At 60.2% G+C, this 20,982-nt stretch carries 16 protein-coding genes and 1 tRNA gene; 9 read left to right on the top strand and 8 right to left on the bottom strand.

Annotation, left to right across the window (positions count from 1 at the left end):
* The first annotated feature begins 727 nt into the window (after window positions 1-727).
* The 3 genes from ACFJIU_RS13145 to ACFJIU_RS13135 all read left to right on the top strand — a co-directional run bounded on the left by ACFJIU_RS13145 (window position 728) and on the right by ACFJIU_RS13135 (window position 2,042).
* Window positions 728-1,486 (top strand): hypothetical protein, encoded by a 759-nt coding sequence (locus tag ACFJIU_RS13145; protein WP_379072120.1) that lies wholly within the window; start codon window positions 728-730, stop codon window positions 1,484-1,486.
* A gap of 92 nt (window positions 1,487-1,578) precedes the next feature.
* Entirely contained in the window at window positions 1,579-1,893 is a 315-nt protein-coding gene (locus tag ACFJIU_RS13140; protein WP_379072117.1) for a hypothetical protein, read from the top strand.
* A gap of 72 nt (window positions 1,894-1,965) precedes the next feature.
* Window positions 1,966-2,042 (top strand) — tRNA-Pro (locus ACFJIU_RS13135).
* A gap of 190 nt (window positions 2,043-2,232) precedes the next feature.
* On the opposite strand, the gene ACFJIU_RS13130 is transcribed toward ACFJIU_RS13135, so the two are convergent.
* The 4 genes from ACFJIU_RS13130 to ACFJIU_RS13115 all read right to left on the bottom strand — a co-directional run bounded on the left by ACFJIU_RS13130 (window position 2,233) and on the right by ACFJIU_RS13115 (window position 7,136).
* The gene (locus ACFJIU_RS13130; protein ID WP_379072115.1) at window positions 2,233-3,585 is read right to left on the bottom strand and encodes an O-antigen ligase family protein; all 1,353 of its coding nucleotides are present in this window, start codon (window positions 3,583-3,585) and stop codon (window positions 2,233-2,235) included.
* Complete coding sequence (locus ACFJIU_RS13125; RefSeq protein WP_379072112.1) at window positions 3,582-5,120, bottom strand: undecaprenyl-phosphate glucose phosphotransferase; 1,539 nt, start codon at window positions 5,118-5,120, stop codon at window positions 3,582-3,584. The genes ACFJIU_RS13130 and ACFJIU_RS13125 overlap by 4 nt, the downstream gene beginning before the upstream one ends.
* Before the next feature lie 216 nt (window positions 5,121-5,336).
* On the bottom strand, window positions 5,337-6,497 hold the full coding sequence (locus ACFJIU_RS13120; protein WP_379072109.1) for a P1 family peptidase: 1,161 nt from the start codon (window positions 6,495-6,497) through the stop codon (window positions 5,337-5,339).
* 36 nt (window positions 6,498-6,533) lie between these two features.
* Entirely contained in the window at window positions 6,534-7,136 is a 603-nt protein-coding gene (locus tag ACFJIU_RS13115; RefSeq protein WP_379072106.1) for a TetR/AcrR family transcriptional regulator, read from the bottom strand.
* Between the two features lie 145 nt (window positions 7,137-7,281).
* On the opposite strand from ACFJIU_RS13115, the gene ACFJIU_RS13110 reads away from it, so the two are divergent.
* Window positions 7,282-7,896, top strand: coding sequence for an APC family permease (locus tag ACFJIU_RS13110; protein WP_379072103.1), 615 nt, complete (start codon window positions 7,282-7,284; stop codon window positions 7,894-7,896).
* Window positions 7,848-8,687 (top strand): APC family permease, encoded by an 840-nt coding sequence (locus ACFJIU_RS13105; RefSeq protein ID WP_379073085.1) that lies wholly within the window; start codon window positions 7,848-7,850, stop codon window positions 8,685-8,687. Before ACFJIU_RS13110 ends, ACFJIU_RS13105 begins: the two co-directional genes overlap by 49 nt.
* Window positions 8,688-8,946: 259 nt before the next feature.
* On the opposite strand, the gene glnA is transcribed toward ACFJIU_RS13105, so the two are convergent.
* Both glnA and ACFJIU_RS13095 read right to left on the bottom strand, forming a co-directional pair.
* The gene (gene glnA, locus ACFJIU_RS13100) at window positions 8,947-10,356 is read right to left on the bottom strand and encodes a type I glutamate--ammonia ligase (protein WP_379072101.1); all 1,410 of its coding nucleotides are present in this window, start codon (window positions 10,354-10,356) and stop codon (window positions 8,947-8,949) included.
* 58 nt (window positions 10,357-10,414) lie between these two features.
* Window positions 10,415-10,753, bottom strand: coding sequence for a P-II family nitrogen regulator (locus ACFJIU_RS13095; RefSeq protein WP_379072098.1), 339 nt, complete (start codon window positions 10,751-10,753; stop codon window positions 10,415-10,417).
* 304 nt (window positions 10,754-11,057) lie between these two features.
* Between ACFJIU_RS13095 and ACFJIU_RS13090 the strand changes: the two genes are divergently transcribed.
* Window positions 11,058-12,572: an NAD(P)H-hydrate dehydratase gene (locus ACFJIU_RS13090; protein WP_379072095.1), complete on the top strand. Its 1,515-nt coding sequence runs from the start codon at window positions 11,058-11,060 to the stop codon at window positions 12,570-12,572.
* 117 nt (window positions 12,573-12,689) lie between these two features.
* Entirely contained in the window at window positions 12,690-14,462 is a 1,773-nt protein-coding gene (locus ACFJIU_RS13085) for a gamma-glutamyltransferase family protein (RefSeq protein WP_379072092.1), read from the top strand.
* Window positions 14,463-14,467: 5 nt separating this feature from the next.
* Here the strand turns inward: ACFJIU_RS13085 and ACFJIU_RS13080 are convergent, their stop codons facing one another.
* Window positions 14,468-15,991 (bottom strand): DHA2 family efflux MFS transporter permease subunit, encoded by a 1,524-nt coding sequence (locus tag ACFJIU_RS13080; protein ID WP_379072089.1) that lies wholly within the window; start codon window positions 15,989-15,991, stop codon window positions 14,468-14,470.
* Window positions 15,992-16,132: 141 nt separating this feature from the next.
* Between ACFJIU_RS13080 and ACFJIU_RS13075 the strand changes: the two genes are divergently transcribed.
* Entirely contained in the window at window positions 16,133-16,777 is a 645-nt protein-coding gene (locus ACFJIU_RS13075) for a TetR/AcrR family transcriptional regulator (RefSeq protein WP_379072086.1), read from the top strand.
* Window positions 16,778-16,830: 53 nt separating this feature from the next.
* Here the strand turns inward: ACFJIU_RS13075 and ACFJIU_RS13070 are convergent, their stop codons facing one another.
* Window positions 16,831-17,466 (bottom strand): VOC family protein, encoded by a 636-nt coding sequence (locus tag ACFJIU_RS13070; RefSeq protein WP_379072083.1) that lies wholly within the window; start codon window positions 17,464-17,466, stop codon window positions 16,831-16,833.
* 235 nt (window positions 17,467-17,701) lie between these two features.
* Here ACFJIU_RS13070 and ACFJIU_RS13065 point away from each other — a divergent pair, with 235 nt between their 5' ends.
* Window positions 17,702-20,608 (top strand): valine--tRNA ligase, encoded by a 2,907-nt coding sequence (locus ACFJIU_RS13065; RefSeq protein ID WP_379072080.1) that lies wholly within the window; start codon window positions 17,702-17,704, stop codon window positions 20,606-20,608.
* The last annotated feature ends 374 nt before the right edge of the window (window positions 20,609-20,982 follow it).

The raw sequence follows: 20,982 nt of genomic DNA, 5'->3' as shown, positions 1-20,982 counted from the left end.
TGATGGTCTTAAGATAGCAATCGCTGCGGAGCGATGGGATCGTGAAGAGCGGTTGGCTGATAGCATATGCCGGATATAATACAACATAAGTGACATACGTAATTGCTACTATTAGAAGTTGCAAAAATAGTCGCATGTAGCCCCGACTCAATTTTAAGTAGCGAGCCATTTAACTAAGTTTTTGCGCTTGTTCCTCCCCCAAATGAGGGAGGTGACCTAGTACTTGATCCGCAGCATCGGACTTTCGCAGCCGTCAAAACGAAAACCGCTGAAGCGAGGAAGCTGGCGGCAGATCTCTTTGTAATCTTTGAAAGGACACATCAGTATGACGAACGCATCCCGTGGAGCGACAACCGCCTGCTATGAGCGTTCCTCTTGGAGCTGATTTAACCCACAGATAACGGCGTAGCCGACCCGGTTGCAAACCGTTGCTGATCCCCGGCGCGCATCTTCAACAGCTGCTTCACGTCGACGGGTCGCCATTTCACGCTGTGCTTCGACACTCATAGCTGATCCAAATCCGCTCGTTAAGGGCCAGCTAAACTGTCACTGACAGCCACCGACTCGATGATGGATACCTGTGAATGTTGGGCGTCGCAGCCGAAGCCTGTAAATGTGCGACCTCCAATCGATTGTCATCCTGAGGGGCGGGATCATCATTCAACCCACCAACGCTGCCCGTCATTGTGGCGCGCCTTCGTGATTGGTTTGTTTGAAGGAAAAGATCATGCCCGAAATTTTTGCGAACCTAGCCGAGGCGCAGGCCTACGCGCCGTCAGTTGCTCCGAGTTTCATGATTACAGCAGGCCATGCGTCGGCAGGGGACGGTGGTGGTGCGCTTTATGAAAAGATCCTTTCGCAACCGTCGCATGCAGGCAAATTCTCAATCACCCTTAGCGGTGGAGGTGGAACTGTCTGGTACGAGTTAGCGAGCGGACAGCCTATCTACGCGGAGATGTTTGGTGCGGTTGGCCACAAGACGGACGCTGCGGCGCTCGCGACCGGGGCTGCAAACAGCACGACCGCCATTCTGGATGCCATCGAATTCCTTCGTAGCAACGGAGATACGCTCAACGACGGTCTTACTAACAAGATCATCACTGCCTACACGTCGGGTATCCTGCATTTCGGACGCGGCATCTTCAACGTCACCTCAGGCGCGATCCGCATCACCCAGGACATCAACCTCACATGGCAGGGGCAAGGATGTGGCGGCAAGACAACGTTCGCAAGAGCGGCAACAACGATCCTTGTGACCGGAACATCGGCGACCTTTGGAATCGAGGCATATGGGAACGGATCTCGTGGTTTCCGCCAGCTCGACATAGATATTTACTATGCTACGTCCAACTTTACCGGAAACATTCTGTCGCTGATTGGATCGCCGGGCTCATATCCAGAACGTTGCAAGTTCGGTACCTTCGGCATTTCGAGGATCATAGTACCTCTATACGCCTCGATCCTGCGTCTCTGTCGCCTACGATGAGTTTTTCAATCCTAAGGAGTGCGTCTTCACGGGTGCGCAGCGCGGCATCAGGATTCCTTCACACGAAGCCGGTCAATGCGGCGAGAATAAGCATGATCTGGGCCAAAGCCGGCCACACGACGAAGTACAGCGCCGCGCCTATCGCAGCTATGATGGCCGGAACTCCAGCGAAATCCCAGGCTCCTTCTTTAGGCTTGCCGTTGATGGCGTATTCTACAGCCGAAATCGAAGTCGCACATATGACAGCTATCTGTGAAACCGGCAAAAGGGGAACTCCGCCTCCTAATTTCGGGGATCAAATCATGGGTCGAAATGGCCATCTTTCATCGCCTAGAAACAAGGCAGAACATCCGTGGGATTTTCCGTGGGGATTTCTGTCTGCCTTTACCCAGAATCACCCACAATGATCGGCTTCTGTTCTTTTTCCACAGTTCGGGGCTTGCGCCAAAACCCTGCATCTCATAAGGCTTTGCGCGGCTCGGAGTGTAGCGCAGCCCGGTAGCGCACTTGACTGGGGGTCAAGGGGTCGTCGGTTCGAATCCGGCCACTCCGACCATTTTTCAGACAGATTGACTTGACCCCATTGCCGGTTCACCCGGCAATTACCCGTGCCCGCAAGGGCTGGACCTGGCTTTCGTTCCGAAACCTAGAGCATTTTAGCCAAGTGGAATCGCTTGGCGTTGCAAAAATGCGGTGAAAACAAAAGCTTAGAGCATTTCCGCGTTTCCGTGAAAAACGGAACCGCTCTAGTTCGCGGGCGCCAGGGACAACAATGATACGGAGCGGACGGCGAACTGGGTCTCTTGCCCGCTGGGGACAGCCGGACCGACGCTCTGCCGGCGGCTTGGTTGTGTAGGGACGGGCTCGGCCAAGGCAATCAATCCACGCTGATAACGGTATTCCAGCGCGATGCCACCCCAGACAAGGCCAAGCAGCAGGTAGAAATGGCGCCAGTGGTCGATATCGATGACGCTGCCAAGCCCGATATGGCCGACATAGACGACATAAGCGCATAGAACATAGGGTTGCCATGGCCTGTTGCGCAGCAGCAGGCGGAAGCCGGCGGCGATCGTCCAGATCGTCAGCGTCAGGTAAGACACAAAACCCAGCCAGCCATAATCCATCAGCGTCTTCAGCCATATGTTATGGGTGTCTTCGCCGTAGATCTTGCCGAACACCAGCGCACCGATGCCGAACGGCTTTTCCAGGGCCAGCATGAAGCCGATGCCATAGCGGGCAAACCGGCCGAGACGCGCCGAATCGTAGTCTTGCGCTAGCCTCGCGCGCGTGGTCAGCATCTCCGACACGCCCGGTATCTGCAGCACCACGAGCATTGCAACCACCAGCAGCACCAGTGCTGCAATGGTCATGATCACAACGCGCAGCCGGAATCGGCCGCTGGTGTTCTCAAGGAACACCAGCCCGGTCAGCAGGATGACAGCCACGCCAAACAGGCCCCAGGCGCCACGCGAAAAGGACAGAAAGATACCGCCGACCACGATCAGCAACGGTATTGCCAGGAACGGCATTCGCTGCACAGGCCCGGTCAGCAGTCTGTAGAACAGGTAGATGCCGGGCAGGACGAGGAACGGGCCAAAGACGTTCGGATCCTGGAAGGCGCCGGCGGCGCGCTCATACTTGGTGAAGATTTCGGCCCCTGGAAACAGCCTGAAATAGCCGGCAATGCCGAGGATCGAGGTGAAGACCGCAGTGGTCACATAGGCCAGGAAGATGAGCCTGTAGAGATCCGGCTTCCGCTCGAGCACGGAAGCGAAGAAAACAGCGGTGAAGGCCAGAAACAGCGAGACGGCCAGATAAAGCGGCGTCCACGAAAGGTCCGCCATTTGCGTCATGGCAATCATGCCGCCAATGTTCATTGACACCAGCAGGATGAGCAGTGGCACGACCGGCCGCGAAATGTGCAGGCCGAAAAGCGCCCACACGCCGATCAGCGCTGCCATGTAAAGCTCGTACGGGGCGGGTTCCTCGATGACGAAGCCCGAAAGCAGGATGCCGAAAATGATGGCGCTTGATGACAGCAGCGCGATCAGCTTGGCATTGACTGCGCTCGAAGGCAGCTCATGTGTCAGCGTGCTCAATAGGCATTTTCCGTGTTGAGCAGGCGTACCGGCGTCAACAGCAGGATCTTCAGGTCGAACAGCATCGACCAGTTTTCGATATAATAAAGATCATACTCGGTACGCATGCGGATCTTGTCATTGGTGTCCATCTCGCCGCGCCAGCCATTGATCTGCGCCCAGCCGGTCACTCCCGGCTTGACGCGGTGGCGGGCGAAATAGCCGTCGACCACTTCATTATAAAGAAGGTTGTGGGACTGCGCCGCGACAGCGTGCGGTCTCGGGCCGACGAGCGAAAGCGTGCCGAACAGCGAATTGAAGAACTGCGGCAGCTCGTCGAGCGAGGTCTTGCGGATGAAGCGCCCGACGCGGGTCACGCGCGGATCGTTCTTGGTGACGGTTTGCTTGGCGCTGGGATCTGACTTGTCCGTGTACATGGAACGGAACTTGTAGACCACGATCTCCTCGTTGTTGAAACCGTGCCGCTTCTGCTTGAAGAGCACAGGCCCCTTGCTGTCCAGCTTGATGGCAATCGCTGTCGCCAGCATGATCGGCGAGAATGCGACGATGAAGAGGATCGAGAAAATGATGTCGAAGGCTCGCTTGGCGACCGAATCCCAGTCGTTGATCGGCTTGTCGAATATGTCGAGCATCGGCACTGAGCCGATGTAGGAGTAGGAGCGTGGCCTGAACTGCAACTGGTTGCTGTGCGCGGAAAGGCGGATGTCCACCGGCAGCACCCACAGCTTCTTCAAAAGCTGCAGCACGCGCGCCTCCGCCGAAATCGGCAATGACACGATCAGCATGTCGATGCGGGCGACGCGGGCGAATTCGAGCAGCTCCGCAATGGTGCCGAGCTTAGGATAACCCGCAACCACGGGCGGCGAACGACTGTCGTCACGGTCGTCGAAGATACCGCAGATGCGGATATCGTTGTCCGGCTGCTTTTCGATCGAGCGGATAAGCGTCTCCGCCGCCTTGCCGCCGCCGACGATGACGGCACGGCGCTCCATGCGTCCGTCCCGCGCCCAGCGGCGCAGCAGGCGTGCGGTGACCAGCCGCATCAGGAAAGTGAGGACGAAGCCGACGATGAACCATGTGCCGAACAGAAGTCGCGAATAATCCTCGGAGATCTTGAGGAAGAAGGCGGCGACGGCAAGCGCCGCGAACGTGCCTGCCCAGACTGACAGGAGGCGGCCTAAATTGGCGACAGGCCTGAGCAGTCGCGGGACCTGATAGCAGTCGGCCACCTCGAGAAGGATAATTGCAAGCAACGAGGCGGATGCAAAAGTCAGCGTGTATTGCCAGGCGAGGTTCTGGAAGAAGCCTTCGTAGATGACGTAGAGAGCAAGGCCGGACACGAACAGCAGCGAAAATTCGATCAGCCGCAACGTGCCGATGACCATCACGGGCGACATCGTATCGCTGCGATACTGCGCAGCCACCTGGCGGGCAAGCTCGCTCAAGCCGGCGGAAGACGTCTTGTCTGCGTCCGGATCTTCGAACTTGCGCACCGCATCTGCTGAAAAGCGGCTGCCCGGATCGCTCTTGTTCATGGAATAGTCCCCAAGCTGGCTTCACCCTATCACAGGAGAGCTAATATTCTCTTCCTGGAACCTTTAAGTTCAAACTTTAAAGCGGGGTGTTGCTCCAGGCATGCTAGCAGAATGCCGTGGGCTTGTCGCGAAAGCCAACATCGGTTCGGGATTACGCGGGACTGACTGGCGCGTCGACGAAGGCCGACGCGCTGTCGTGGGGACGGGGATCGGCTGTCAGCCTGCGATGGCACCGCGTGCCTTGAGGGCCTCTACGACACGATCGTGCGGCAGCGCGGGACTGCGATGGCCATCGCGGCCAATCATCTCCGCATTGGCGACCAGCGCGTTGACCACTGCTTCCTCGGTGGCCTGCACCACCGCGGTATAGAAATCGTCCATGCGGCCCCACGGGATGAAATCCATATGGCCGTAGGCGCTGGCATCAGGTTCGCCTCTCGGAAAACGGCCGCTTAATGCATCCCGATTGCCGGTCGAGAAGGCGAGAAAGATGTCGCCGGAGAAATGCGAACCTGCAGTTCCCGTGCGCGCAAGTCCAAGGGGTACGCGCCTGGCGAGCGCCTTGCACTGGCCGGGCAGGAGAGGGGCGTCGGTGGCAACGATGCCGATGCAGGAGCCGGCCCCGGCGGGCAGGCTGGCTGCAAAGGCCTCCATCGGGTTGTCGTCGGAGAGTTCCGCGCCAAGCGGCACTCCAGCAATGGTGAGCTCGTTGCGGGAACCGAAATTGGTCTGCAGAAAGACGCCGACCGTATAGCTGCGATGGCCGTAGTCGACGACACGCGAAGCAGTGCCGTTGCCGCCCTTGAAGGCATAGCAGTTCATGCCGGTGCCACCACCGACTGAACCTTCCTCGATCGCGCCGCTCCTTGCGGCGTCGAGCGCCGCGACGGCATGGGCGCTCGTCACATGCGGTCCGTTGATGTCGTTCAAATAGCCGTCCCAGGTCTCCGCTGCCACCGGCAGCATCCACTGGTTGGCAACTTCCGGCTTGTTTCGCACCATCCAGTCTATGGTGCCGCGATGGCAGGGACCGACCGCGTGCGTGTTGGAAATGAGGATCGGCATGTTGAGCGCGCCGGATTCTTCCAGCCATGACACGCCGGTCATCTCGCCATTGCCGTTGAACGAATGATAGCCGGCGGCGATCGCCTGGCCGGCACCTTCCCGGCCGAGCGGCAGGATCGCGGTGACGCCCGTGCGCACCGGCCCCTTGCCGATTTCCATGCCGCCGTCGCCCGATATCAGCGTAGTGTAGCCGACCTCGACCCCAGGCACGTCGGTGATCGCGTTCAATCGACCTGGATTGCCGGTGAAGGGAATGCCTAGCGCCCGGGCGCGCGGTTTGCCTGCGGGCGTGACATGCGAGGTCTCACTCATACGTTCTTCCTTGAAGGTTGACGGTTGGAGAAATGGTCAGGAGAGGCGGCAGCCGGTCGCAGTCTCGGCGTAGGCAGTAAGGATGCGGAGCGCGGTTGGATGGTCGACGGCGGGTACGACGTTGAGAAGGTGAAGGCCGAGACCGTCTTCCAGAATGACAAGGCTGCGAGCCAGCGTGTCGCTGGTATCGGAAAGTTTGAACGTGCCGGTGATGGCGCCTGCCTCGAGGATGCCGACATAGATGGCGACCTGCCGCTCGAACAGCGTGATGTGACGCGCCGCATAGGCGGCATCGGAGCGGGCATAGGCACCAAGTTCCATCAGCAGTCGGCAAAGCCGGTCGCTGGGGTCATCAGGTATGCCGGAGCGGATCATCGCCTTCAGGCGTTCGCGCGGGTCCGAAATCTGCGCAATCGCCATGGCCCTTACCGTGCAGAAACGCTCGACAGCTTGTTTCTGCACGTCGTCCAGAAGGTCTTTCAGGCCCGGATAGTAATAGAGCGCGGCGCTCGAACTCATGCCTGCCTCATTGGCGACGGCACGCAAGGTCACGCCAGCGAGGCCGTGCTTGGCGATCATCGTCTCGGCGGCGCTGATCAAGGTGAGGCGACGTTCGGCCTGGGCAGCAGGTCTGCTCATATTTTCTCCTGAATGATGTTCAAATTAAAATCGATGCTGTGAGCATTGCAAGCGATTTTAGCCGAAGTTCATTGACGAATTGCTGAGTCGGGCGTAGCGTTTTGATGGGAGCATTATTTTAATAATATCAAAATGGGAGGGCTTGATGCCATCACAGGAAACGCCATCGAGCGGGGGGCTTGATCGCGCGCTCAACGGACTGGGCACATTGATGATCGTGCTGTCGGCGGTGACGCCGGCGTCATCGGTTTTCATCATCGTGCCCGGTGTTATCGCACTGGCCGGCACAGGTTCGTTCCTGTCATTTCTCTTTGCCGCGATCATCGGCCTGTTCATGGCGTTCGTTTATGCGGAGCTGTCATCGGCGTACCCGACAGCCGGTGGCGAATACACCATGATCGGTCGCACGCTCGGCCGTTTCTGGGGTTTTGTGACGCTGGTTCTCGTCTTCATTTCCATCGTGCTGATCATCGCGGTGGTGGCGCTAGGCGTAGGCACCTATCTTGGAGTGCTTCTGCCCAACCTCAATGCGCAGTGGGTCGGGGTGGCAACGATCATCCTGGCCGGCATCGTCGCGGCATTGCGGATCAAGCTTAATGCTTTTGTCACCGGCATCTTCCTCGGCATCGAGATGCTGGCTCTGCTGGTCCTGGTTGCGCTCGGTTTCATCAACATCGAACGGCCGCTTTCCAGCCTGTTTACCTCACCACAATTCTCGACGCTGCAACCAATTCGCTGGTTCCGGCTTCAACGGGTCTGATCCTGGCCGCCACCGCCGTCGCCATCTTTGCCTACAATGGCTACGGTGCCGCAGCCTATTTCGGTGAAGAAACACAGGACGCCAAGCGCAGCATCGGCAAGGTCGTGCTGTGGGCGCTCGTCATCACGGTCGCCGCGGAACTGATCCCGCTGACCGCTGTCCTGCTCGGCTCGCCCGATCTCACCGCCTTGCTCGCCGCACCAGCGAAGATTGAATATTTCCTCGAGGCACGGGGCGGGCACGCGCTGACGGTGGTCGTCAGCCTTGCCATCGCGATTGCGATCTTCAACGCGGTGATCGCCATCGTGCTGCAGGCGTCTCGTCTCCTGTTTTCGTCCGGCCGTGACAAAACCCGGTTCGGACCGATCAACAATGCGGTCGCGTCGGTGCATGGTACCTATGCATCGCCCTGGGTCGCGACCATTGTGGTGTCGATTGCCGCAGCCGCAGCCTGTTTCATCGATCTCAGCCTGCTTCTGGTGGTGTCCGGCACGTCGCTGGTCGTCATCTATGCGCTGCTCTGCCTGGCGGCTGTTGCCGGGCGCCGCAACGGCACAACCTCGGAGGGGCATTATCGCATGCCGCTTTTCCCGCTGCCGCCGATCCTTGCTTTCGTTGCGCTTGTCTATGTCGCTTATCAGAACTGGCTGGACGTCGCCTTCGGCAGGCCGAGCCTGCTCGCGACGCTCGCGATCGTGGCCGTGGCGGCAGTCTACTATGTGGTGTTCCTGGCGCGTCGTGCCGATTGGACGATGCATGCACCTGAAGAGATCGAAGAGATTGCCGGGTAAGTCGTCCTCCTTCGACAAATCCAGCAATACCCCGGCCGCGAGGCCGGGGTCTTTTTTTTGCCCACCACCCGTCCTCGGCCTCGCTGTTACAAGGCGGGAAGGCGTCGTTGATCCTGAGGCGGCAGCGACCCGGGCTGGTCGATGCCAGCGAAGCGGCTGATCAACCCGCGCCTGCTGGCGCTTCCGTATGACCGTGTGTCAAAAGCAAAGAACCCCGGTCTTGCGACCGGGGTTCTTCTTGTCAGGCGGATAGGGAAGCTTAGATCGAGTAATACATGTCGAATTCGACCGGATGCGGGGTCATTTCGAAACGCATCACCTCGGCCATCTTCAGTTCGATGAAGGCGTCGATCTGGTCGTCGTCGAAGACGCCGCCGGCCTTCAGGAAGCCGCGATCCTTGTCAAGGCTCTGCAGGGCCTCGCGCAGGCTGCCGCAGACGGTCGGGATCTTCTTCAGTTCCTTCGGCGGCAGGTCGTACAGATCCTTGTCCATCGGCTGGCCGGGATGGATCTTGTTCTTGATGCCGTCGAGACCGGCCATCAGCAGCGCCGCGAAGCCGAGATACGGGTTTGCGCCCGGATCGGGGAAGCGGACCTCGACGCGCTTGGCCTTCGGCGAATTGCCGAATGGAATGCGGCAAGATGCCGAGCGGTTGCGAGCCGAATAGGCGAGCAGCACCGGAGCCTCATAGCCCGGCACCAGACGCTTGTAGGAGTTGGTGAGCGGGTTGGTGAAAGCGTTCACTGCCTTGGCGTGCTTGATGACGCCGCCGATGAAGTACAGGCAGTTCTCCGACAGGCCGGCATATTCATTGCCAGCGAAAGTCGGCTTGCCGTTCTTCCAGATCGACATGTGCACATGCATGCCCGAGCCGTTGTCGCCGAAAATCGGCTTCGGCATGAAGGTGGCCGTCTTGCCATAGGCATTGGCAACCTGGTGCACGACGTACTTGTACAGCAGCATCTTGTCGGCGTTGCGCACAAGGGTGTCGAACTTGATGCCGAGTTCGTGCTGGGCGGCAGCCACTTCGTGGTGATGCTTCTCGACGCGCACGCCCATCTCGGTGAGCACCGTGAGCATCTCGGAACGCATGTCCTGGCAGCTGTCGATCGGCGGAACCGGGAAATAACCGCCCTTGACGCGCGGGCGATGGCCGAGGTTGCCGGTTTCGTAGTCGGTGTCGTCGTTGGACGGCAGTTCCGAGGAGTCCAGTTTGAAACCGGTATTGTACGGATCGGCCTTGTACTTGACGTCGTCGAACACGAAGAATTCGGCTTCCGGGCCGACATAGATGGTGTCGCCGATGCCTTCGGCTCTCAAATAAGCCTCGGCCTTCTTGGCGGTGCCGCGTGGATCGCGGTTATAGGCTTCACCGGAGACCGGATCGAGGATGTCGCACAGGATGACCATGGTCGACTGCGCGAAGAACGGGTCCATGTGAACCGTGTCGGTATCGGGCATCAGCACCATGTCGGACTCGTTGATGGCCTTCCAGCCGCCGATCGAGGAGCCGTCGAACATGACGCCGTCGGCGAACATGTCTTCATCGACTTCGGCCACATCCATGGTGACGTGCTGCAGCTTGCCCTTGGGGTCGGTGAAGCGCAGGTCGACGAATTTCACGTCGTTGTCCTTGATCTGCTTCAAGATGTCTTTGGCTGTCGTCATGTCTCTTTCCTGTATGATGACGTTGAAATTCGAAAACTGAAAACGGTGGCGCGGAGCGTCAGATCGCGTCCGGGCCAGTTTCGCCGGTCCGGATACGCACGACTTCCTCGATGTTGGAGACGAAAATCTTGCCGTCGCCGATGCGACCCGTCTGGGCGGCTTTGCGGATGGCCTCGATGGCAGCCTCGACGAACTCGTCACCGAGCACGACCTCGATCTTCACCTTGGGCAGGAAGTCGACGACATACTCTGCGCCGCGATAAAGTTCGGTATGGCCCTTCTGTCTGCCGAAGCCCTTGGCCTCCGTTACGGTGATGCCTTGCAGGCCGGCCTCCTGAAGCGCTTCCTTCACTTCATCCAGTTTGAACGGCTTGATGATCGCTTCGATCTTTTTCATGTCGATATGGGGCCTCCACTGCCGGTAAAACGGGTTGTCAGTCCCGCTCGCGCATCCTTGAAGCATGAAGCGTGCCAATTGGCTCCGCTGAGAAGGTATCGTTGCGAATTTTCATGGAAAGCACATGACGCAACAGGTTTGCGCCGCTCGTCCTGTGACGGGTAGATTGTGCTGCGTGTCGCCTCATAGCCCGAATTTCCAACCGTTTGCACAATTTTTGAGCAAATTGCGCGCGGATTGCGCATTTGCCTCCCGTCTCAAACTGTCCGAATGTCTGTTCGGGCGCGCCAATGGGAGATACGGCATGAACCTTGAGTTGCTCACGCCCACTGAAATGGCCGAGGCCGATCGACTTGCCATCGCCAACGGGCCATTCGACGGCATCGGCTTGATGCGCAACGCAGGTGCGGCTGTCGCTGCCGTCGTGCTCGAGCGCTTTCCGTCCAGCAACCGCGTCCATGTGTTGGCTGGTCCGGGCAACAATGGTGGCGATGGCTACGTGGCGGCCAGGATGCTGCATGAGAGCGGTGTAGCCGTTTCACTCTGGTTTTCGGGTGCGCCGCGCGACGGCAGCGATGCCGCCGTCGCAGCTGCTGAGTGCCCGGTGTCGGGGCGGCCTATTGCTGATTTCGATGCCGGGGCCGATGATTTGATCGTCGACGCGCTTTATGGCGCCGGCCTGTCGAAGCCGCTTGCCGATGACGCCGCGCGCGCGCTTTCGCTCGTCACCACCAGACGATTGCCGGTCGTCGCGGTCGATTTGCCGTCCGGTGTCTCGGGTGAAAGTGGCAGGGTGCAGGGCAACGCCTTTCAAGCCGTTGTAACCGTGACCTTCGCGCGCAAGAAACCAGGCCATCTGCTGCTGCCGGGCCGCGCATCCTGCGGCGAGGTGGTCGTCGCCGACATTGGCATCGCCGCGGGTGTTATCGATTCCCTTGCTGTGGGCACCTTTGAAAACCAGCCGGCACTGTGGCGGAAAGCCTTCCCATTACCCGATGTCGATACACACAAGTATCGCCGCGGCCATGTCGGCGTCTTTTCAGGAGGGCCGACCTCGACGGGCGCGGCCAGGCTTTCGGCGCTGGCCGCCGCGCGCGCCGGGGCTGGTGCTGTCACAGTTCTGGCGCCTGGCAGCGCATTGGCGATCCACGCCATGCACCTGACTTCGATCATGCTGCGCAAGGTTGAGGACGTTGCGGAGTTCGCGGCGATGTTGGGCGAGGGGCGCTCCTCCGCGTTCGTGCTGGGACCAGGCTTTGGTGTCGGTGAAAAGGCGCGCGATTTTGCGCTGGCGGTGCTGGCCGCCGGTGACCGGTTCAGCGAGCCCCGCGCCGCGGGGCTGGTTCTCGATGCCGACGGCATCACGGCCTTTCGTGAAGCGCCGCAATGGCTGTTCGAGGCTGCTGCCCGTCCCGGTGCCCCCGAGCTGGTTTTGACACCGCATGAGGGTGAGTTCGCCCGGCTGTTTCCCGACATTGCCGGGGGCGATGACCTGTCGAAGCTCGGCAAGGCGCGTGCCGCCGCCGGAAGAGCGAATGGGGTCGTCATCTACAAAGGTGCGGATACGGTCATTGCCGCGCCGGACGGTCGCGCAGCGATCAACGCCAATGGAGTGCCATGGCTCGCAACGGCGGGCTCCGGCGACGTGCTGGCCGGCATTGTCACCGGGCTCATCGCGCAGCGCATGCCAGCCTTCGAGGCGGCGTGCGCGGGTGTCTGGCTGCACGCCGAGGCGGGCCGACGCTTTGGTCCCGGCCTCATCGCCGAGGATCTGCCCACGGCGCTGCTCCCGGTTCTCGCCGAACTTTACGGAGGGTAGCTGGGGCCAAGGCGGTTCTGCTGCCCGAGGGGTGAGGCGCGGTTGACGTTTATGCTTGCCAAGTCGAGCGGTATTTTGAGAAGCAGAAGCTCCTGCCTGGTTTCCGGTGTTGCGGCAATGACTTCTATCCTGGGTGTCACGAGCAGTTTTGCGCCATCGGCGACGCCCTTCGGCACGCCGACCGGTACGGAAAATCCAGGCGGGCGGCTCAATGGCACGACCGTGCCCGGGATGCGCCCGATGGGATGGTCCGAACAGGGACGGTCAGAGATTGTCGCGCGCAACGGCATGGTCACCACAAGCCATCCGCTTGCTGCTCAGGCTGGACTGGAAATCCTGCAGAAGGGCGGCAACGCAATCGATGCGGCCGTTGCTGGACTGGCGACGCTCGATGTGGTGTCGCCCAACGATACCGGCATCGGCGGCGATGTCTTTGTTCTTTATTGGTCGGCCAGCGACCGCAAGCTCCATTCCCTCAGTTCGGCAGGCTGGTCCCCCGAAAGCTGGACGACCGACTATTTCAGGGACCGTAAGCCTGAAGGCGTGAATTCCGTTACCGTGCCGGGTGCGGTCGCAGGTTTCGACGCCATGTTGAAGCGCTGCGGCACGATGACTTTCAAGGAGACCTTCGAACGCGCCGCAACCATTGCCGAACAAGGCTGGGGAATGAGCGAGCGCCACCACAGGGATCTGGTGCATAACCTGGATGTTGTACGCAAGGATCCGGAATCCGCGCGTGTCTTCCTCCGCGATGGTGATGTACCGCCACTTTACAGCATCCTCAGAAATCCCGACCTGGCCAGGACCTTGCGGTTGCTGCAGGAGAACGGGCGTGACGGTTTCTACAAAGGCCCGGTGGCTGACGCGATCGTTGCCCGCGTGAAGGCGGGCGGTGGCGTGATGACCAACACGGATCTCGAAGCATTCGAACCGGAATGGAACGAGCCGATCACGACGAGCTATCGTGGCTACGATGTCTTTCAGGTGCCGCCGCCCGGTCAGGGGTGGGCGACGCTTCTCCAGTTGAATCTGCTTGAAGCTTGTGGCCAAAAGCTCGGGCTCGACCTGAGCAAATTCAATCATAGCTTCCCGGAATACTGGCATCTTCTGGTGGAGACGAAGAAGCTCGCCTACTCAGATCTGCTTCGATACAACGCCGATCCCAGATTCGCGGATGTCCCGCTGGGCAGGCTGTTGTCCAAGGAACACGCGGCTGAGGCCTGCTCCAGGATAGACATGAAGAAAGCCAGAACGCCCGACGTTGCCGGTACCCCGAAAGGTGGGACGGTCAATCTGATCGCCGCCGACCGCTGGGGCAATATGGCTTCAGTGGTTCACAGCGTCTACAACGTCTATGGCTCCAGGATAACGGTTCCGGGCTGCGGCTTCCTCCTGCACGACAGGGGGAGCGGCTTCTCGTTGGATCCGGTCAGCCCAAACCGTGTCGAGCCGCGCAAGCGCCCTTTCCACACCATCATAACCGGCTTTGTGATGAAGGATGGTGAGCCGCTGTTGGGCTTCGGCAATATGCAGGGCTCCATCCAGGCCTATTCGCTCACCACGCACCTGGCGAACATGATCGACCTCGGCTTCAGTCCGCAGGCAACAGCGGATGCGGCCCGCTACGTGCATGAGCAGAGGAATGACGGCCCGGGCAAGCTTGTCCTGGAACCTCGCCTGTTCGAACGGGTCGGCCAGCAATTGCGGGCGCTCGGTCATCCGGTCGAAACCATGAAGGCGGATATGAGTGTGGGTGGTTTTCAGGGGATATTGTTTCAGCAGGACCAGTCGATGCCCGCGCCGCCGAGATACCCCGAGCAGGCTCCCGTAAATGGCGTTTATCGTGCAGGTTCCGATCCACGCAAGGATGGGCAAGCAGTAGGATGGTAACGGCATTATCCAGGATCGATCGCGAGGTTCGGGCCGTGATCGCGGAGGGTGTGCTGTCCAACTGCCACGAGCACGGCGGCTGCCAGCAGACCCAAGGCCCCGGCGCAGGCAACGGCCATAGAAAATCCCTGGCCAATGGCCTCTGCAAGCAGTGATCGGAACAGGTCGGGCGCCATGTCGAGGCCGGCCGGCATCGCGTGCTGCCTGACCGCGGTGGTTGCGGCACCGAGGGCGTCAGTCGCATTCGTGGTGGAGAGGTAGTCTGTCAGCGAGGAAATGGCGCGGGCGCTCATCAGCGTGCCGAGCAGGGCGATGCCGACCGTCATGCCGCCCTGGCGAAGTGCGTTCATCGTTGCCGAGGCGGCCCCGCTTCTTTCGCGTGGCGTGGCTGCCATTGCCGCCGCCCCGGTAGAGGGGACGGCCAGCCCCATGCCGATGCCCAGGATCGCGAAAACCGAGGCGATGATCGGGTAGGGCGTGCCCGGCGTGAACAGGGCCATGGCCAGCATCGAGCTGCCGAGCAGGGCATAGCCGACGATCATCGGCCAACGGGTTCCGCACCACGACGAAAGCTTGCCGAACAAGGAAGAGGTGAGCGCCATTGCGACGAAGACGGGGGTCATTCGCCATCCCGCCGCCGTTGCTGACAGGCCTTGCACCTGCTGGAGAAACAGGGAAAAGAAGAACAGGCTGCTGTAACCTGAAAAGCCGAGTGCGAAGGAAGCGAAGTTGACCGCTGCGAACTGCCGGTCACGGAAAAGGTCGACCGGCAGCACCGGGCGCGCCGCGCGCAATTCCATTGCTATGAAGGCAACGAACCCGGCAATCGCGACAGCAAGCGCGCCGGCAATGTGTGGTGACGTCCAGCCGGCATCGCCAGCCCCGATCAGCGCATAGGTCAGTGCACCGAGAAAGACGACAGACAGCGCCTGTCCGACAGGGTCGAGGGCAGCGTGGTCAGGGTCTGCGCTCTCGCTGATGCCTCTCAGTCCGAGTGCCATGGTGATCGCACCCAGCGGTATGTTGATCAGGAAGATGCTCGACCAGCCGACAGTGTCGACCAGGAATCCGCCGAGCATCGGTCCGAGGATAAGCGACACGGCGCTGAAGGATGCCCAGCCTCCGATCACATGGGCACGTTGCGCGGGATCGGCAAATGCCTGCGTCAGAATGGATAAGGCGCCCGGGATGACCAGCGCACCGGCAATACCCTGCAAGGCGCTGCCGGCGATGAGGGTGCCGAGCGACGAAGCCATGGCCGAGATCGCCGATCCAGTCGAAAACAGCGCCACGCCCACCAACCAGACGCGCTTGCGCCCGTAGCGGTCGCTGATTGGTCCGGCGGACAGCATGAAGGCGGAAAGGCAAAGCGCGTAGGACCCCACGACCCACTGCAACCCGGATAGATCGGTTCCGAGCGCCGCCTGGATGGACGGAAGTGCGACGGTGACGATGCTGATGGCCAGCGTTGCCATGAAGGTGCCAAGGTAGACGGCCGCGACAAGGTCGCGTCTGCGAGATGATGGCATGGGATAAATCCTGATGATTTAACTCAACAATATTATTCGACCGACCGTCGGTCAATACGAAAACATGTTGAAATCATTACTGCTATGCGAGGGGAGGTCGGTTGTCTTAAACTGACGACGCCTTCGCTGACGGGAATCGGGATGAACGCAAACGTAGCTGCAGAACGCCGATCGCGCCCCCGGCGGCGCACCTTGCCGCCCGAGGTGCGAACGGATGATCTGATGACATCTGCGGCAGCCCTCTTCATCGCGAAAGGGATCGAGGCGACGACGATCGACGAGATCGTCGCGCGCGCCGGTGTGGCCAAGGGAACCTTTTATCACTACTTCGCGACGAAGACGGATGTTGTCCTGGCCCTGCGGGAGCGTTTCTCGCAGGATTTTTTGAGCAGGGTGAATGAGGCAATCGAGGCTTGTCCCGCAAAGGACTTCCCGGCGCGGCTGTCAGGATGGGTCCATGGCGCGGTGCAGGCCTATCTCGCCAATTTCAAACTGCACGATGTCGTCTTTCACGATTTCAGTCACTCCAGGCGGCAATCACGGGAAAAGGACGTCGTGATTGCTCAGCTTGTTGCCCTGCTCGAAGCCGGCCAGGCGGCCGGGGTCTGGACCATGCCCGATGCGCGCATGACTGCGCTCATTCTGTTTGATGGCATGCACGGTGTGGTGGACGACGCGATTGCGCGTGAGATCCGCGATCCGCAGCCGCTCTGCGACATTCTGCTGGAGTTGTTTTCCAGGATGCTGTCGGCCGGCGGAAGCTTCCTGCCGAAGGCCGCCGGGTGATCGAGCGGTGAGAGCCGACTCGCGCTTTCGATGCCGGCTCGCCGTCCCACGGATCATGGAGCTGCGGTGAAACACACGAGGTTGTTATCAGGATCGCTCACGATGAAGGCACGCGAGCCCCAGGGTTCTGTCTTGAGCTGCTGGAAGAAGGAAACGCCGGCTGCCTGATAGTCGAGGAACAGTTTCTTGATGCCGTGATCCAGCACGATCGTGGCCACGACGAGATGTTCGGGCACGATCCTGCTGGTATCCACCACCGGTGTATCGACATGGCGCAGGTTGATGCGCGCGCCATCCCGAAAGACCTGGGCGAAAAAGGGTGGTTCGCCATAGGTGAACCGGAGCGTGAAGCCGAGCTTGCCTGTGTAGAAATCGCAGGCCCGGCCGATATCGGCAACGAACAGCTGTGGTTCCGACAGGGCAAGGAAGGGTTCTTTTTCAGCTGTGGTGGAGGTGCTCATGTCTGAAGATCCTTTTTTGAGCGCCTCCCAGTTTTCGAAACCGGCCTTGCGGGCAACAAGCTCCTGGGCGTCGGCGAGCTTGAACTCCTGCTCGAGGATCTGCGTGTCGCTGAGATCTCGAAAGCGCGGCAGCAGGGAACGTATCGCCGCCGCGGCGGGATAACGGCCCTCGCGATGCCATTTGAGATAAAGTTTTGCCTGCTTGCGGAAATGCTCGAACTGGGACATGGGCGCATTCTGGGTTGATGTGGCGTAGGCGGGCAATGCCCCTTCGGCCGAAACCGGTGCGCCCTACAGCAGCAGCAGGATCGTAGGCGGAGCACGCCGCCAAGGCAAGAGGTCGCCTTGGTTCGGCCGTCTGGTGCTCCTATCTGTCGGATGGCGGTTGTTCGCGTGGTTGACTTGGTCAAGTCCTTCCGATTTACCGTCACCAGCAAATCCCGACAGTCCGGACGCCTTTCCCATGCTCGAAAAAACCTATGACGCAAAAAGCGTCGAGCCGAAGATCGCCAAGATTTGGGAGGAGGCGGATGCCTTCCGCGCCGGTGCTGGCGCCGAGGAAGGCGCAGAACCCTTTTCCATTGTCATCCCGCCGCCCAATGTCACCGGCTCGCTGCATATGGGCCATGCGCTCAACAACACGCTGCAGGACATTCTGGTGCGCTTCGAGCGCATGCGCGGCAAGAACGTGCTGTGGCAGCCGGGCATGGACCATGCCGGCATCGCCACCCAGATGGTGGTCGAGCGCAAGTTGATGGAACGGCAGATCCACCGCCGCGACCTCACCCGGGAGCAGTTCGTCGAAAAGGTCTGGGAGTGGAAGGACGAATCTGGCGGCGCTATCTTCAATCAGCTGAAGCGGCTGGGCGCCTCTGCGGATTGGTCGCGCGAGCGCTTCACCATGGATGAGGGCCTGTCGAAGGCCGTACTCGAAGTGTTCGTCACGTTGCACAAGCAAGGCTTGATCTACCGCGGCAAGCGGCTGGTGAACTGGGATCCGCAATTCGAGACGGCGATCTCGGACCTCGAGGTCGAGAACAGGGAAGCCGACGGCCATATGTGGCACTTCAAGTACCCGCTGGCCGGCGGCGAAACCTACACCTACGTCGAGAAGGACGCGGACGGCAACGTCACGCTGGAGGAGGAGCGCAACTACATCTCGATTGCGACCACCCGGCCGGAGACGATGCTGGGCGACGGCGCGGTCGCTGTTCATCCTTCGGACGAGCGTTACGCGCCAATCGTCGGCAAGCTGTGCGAGATCCCGGTCGGCCCGAAGGAGCACCGGCGCCTGATCCCGATCATCACGGATGAATATCCGGATCCGACCTTCGGTTCAGGTGCGGTCAAGATCACCGGCGCGCATGATTTCAACGACTATCAGGTCGCCCGCCGCAACAACATTCCGCTCTACCGGCTGATGGACACGCAGGCCGCGATGCGCGCTGACGGTGAGCCCTATGCCGATTATGCGGCGCAGGCGCTGGAAATAGCTCGCTCCGGAAACGTGCCGAACGAGGCCGAAGTCGATGCCATCAACCTGGTCCCGGACGAGTATCGCGGCCTTGACCGATACGCTGCCCGCAAGCTGATCATCGAGGCGATCACGGCGGAAGGGCTTGCCGTTACGGTCAAGGATGCCGACGGCAACGACATTCCCTTCGTGGAAAAGAAGAAGCTGATGCAGCCTTTCGGCGACCGGTCGAATGTCGTGATCGAACCGATGTTGACCGACCAGTGGTTCCTTGACGCCAAGGTCCTTGCAAAGCCGGCACTGGCATCCGTACGCGAGGGCCGCACCAAATTCGTGCCCAAGAACTGGGAAAAGACCTACTACGACTGGATGGAGAACATCGAGCCCTGGTGCATCTCGCGCCAGCTTTGGTGGGGTCACCAGATCCCGGCCTGGTATGGCCCGGACGGACATATCTTTGTCGAGAAGAGCGAAGAAGAGGCACTCGAGGCTGCCATCCAGCACTATCTGGCGCACGAAGGTCCGTGGAAGGCCTGGGTCGAGGAGAAGCTGGAGAATTTCCAGCCGGGCGAGATCCTGACCCGCGACGAAGACGTCCTCGACACCTGGTTCTCATCCGCGCTGTGGCCGTTCTCGACACTCGGCTGGCCGGACAAGACGCCGGAGCTGAAGACCTATTACCAGACCGACGTGCTGGTGACCGGCTTCGACATCATCTTCTTCTGGGTCGCCCGCATGATGATGATGGGCTTGCACTTCATGGACGAGGAGCCGTTCCACACTGTCTATGTGCATGCGCTGGTGCGCGACAAGAACGGGCAGAAGATGTCGAAGTCGAAAGGCAACGTCATCGATCCGCTCGAACTGATCGACGAATATGGTGCGGACGCCCTGCGTTTCACCCTGGCGGTCATGGCCGCGCAGGGGCGTGACGTGAAGCTCGACCCAGCCCGCATCGCCGGCTACCGCAATTTCGGCACCAAGCTTTGGAACGCAACGCGCTTTGCCGAGATGAACGGTGTGGCTCGCGACGACACGTTCTGGCTGAACGACGCCAAGCTGGCGGTGAACCGCTGGATCCTGACCGAACTGACCCGTGCGGCGCGCGAGATCACCGACGCCATCACGTCGTATCGCTTCAACGAGGCGGCCGGCGCCGCCTACCGGTTCGTCTGGAACCTGTTCTGCGACTGGTATCTTGAGCTGCTGAAGCCGGTGTTCATGGGCGAGGATGAGGCTGCCAAGGCCGAAAGCCGTGCTTGCGTCGCCTTTGTGCTCGATGAGATCTACAAGCTGCTTCATCCCATGATGCCGTTCATGACCGAAGAGCTGTGGGCCGAGACGGCAGGCGAAGGCAAGGAGCGCTCCTCGCTGCTCTGCCATGCGACGTGGCCGTCGCCGGACTTCGAAGATGTCGAAGCCGCGGACGACATCAACTGGCTGATCGATCTGGTCACCGGCATCCGTTCGGTGCGTTCGGAGATGAACGTGCCGCCGGCTGCGATTGCACCGCTGGTGGTGATTGGCGCCAATGCCACCACCCGGGAGCGTCTGGTCCGCCATGATGCCGCGATCAAAAGGCTGTCGCGGATCGGCGAGATCTCGCACGGCGACACGGCGCCGAAAGGCTCGGCACAGATCGTGCTGGCCGAGGCGACGGCGTGCCTGCCATTGGGAAGCCTGATCGACCTGACCGCCGAGGCTGCGCGCCTGCAGAAGGAACTGGCCAAGGTGACGGAGGAGATCGCCCGCCTGCACAAGAAGCTGTCGAACGAGAAGTTCGTTGCCAATGCGCCGGAAGAGGTGGTCGAAGCCGAGCGCGAGAAACTCGTCGAATACAACGAACAGCAGGCAAAGCTCTCGGCAGCACTTACCCGCGTGCGCGACGCCAGCTGAGTACGGCAGGCAATTTGACGCCGATTCCGGTGGGCAAAATCTGCCTGCCGGAAATGCGATTCTGACGTTGCGTCCGCTGCTTTCAAACCGATCGCAGGCAGCCGGAAAGAGCATTCCGCAGCGTCACAATTGACGTAAAGGGAAAGTTTTGAACCGCATTGTTGCCATAATGTAACAATGCGAACGAGTACCCCGCAAAATGCGGCTTTTTCGGGTGTTTTCAGCGCGTTTCGCTGCGATTTTGCTGCCGCAACCTTCAAAAATGGTGGCTTTTTGGTGTCCGGCCAAGGGTTGGGGCGAGTATCCGCAGTGTATTCGGCGTCACAGTAAAAAACTGTACTTGTACGCCTTGAAATTCCTTATTGCCTCATTAA

The organism is Mesorhizobium sp. UC74_2, from assembly GCF_042701485.1.
Lineage (GTDB): Bacteria > Pseudomonadota > Alphaproteobacteria > Rhizobiales > Rhizobiaceae > Mesorhizobium.
The sequence above is the reverse complement of the archived record's forward strand: the minus strand, read 5'-3'. Positions and strand labels throughout refer to the sequence as shown.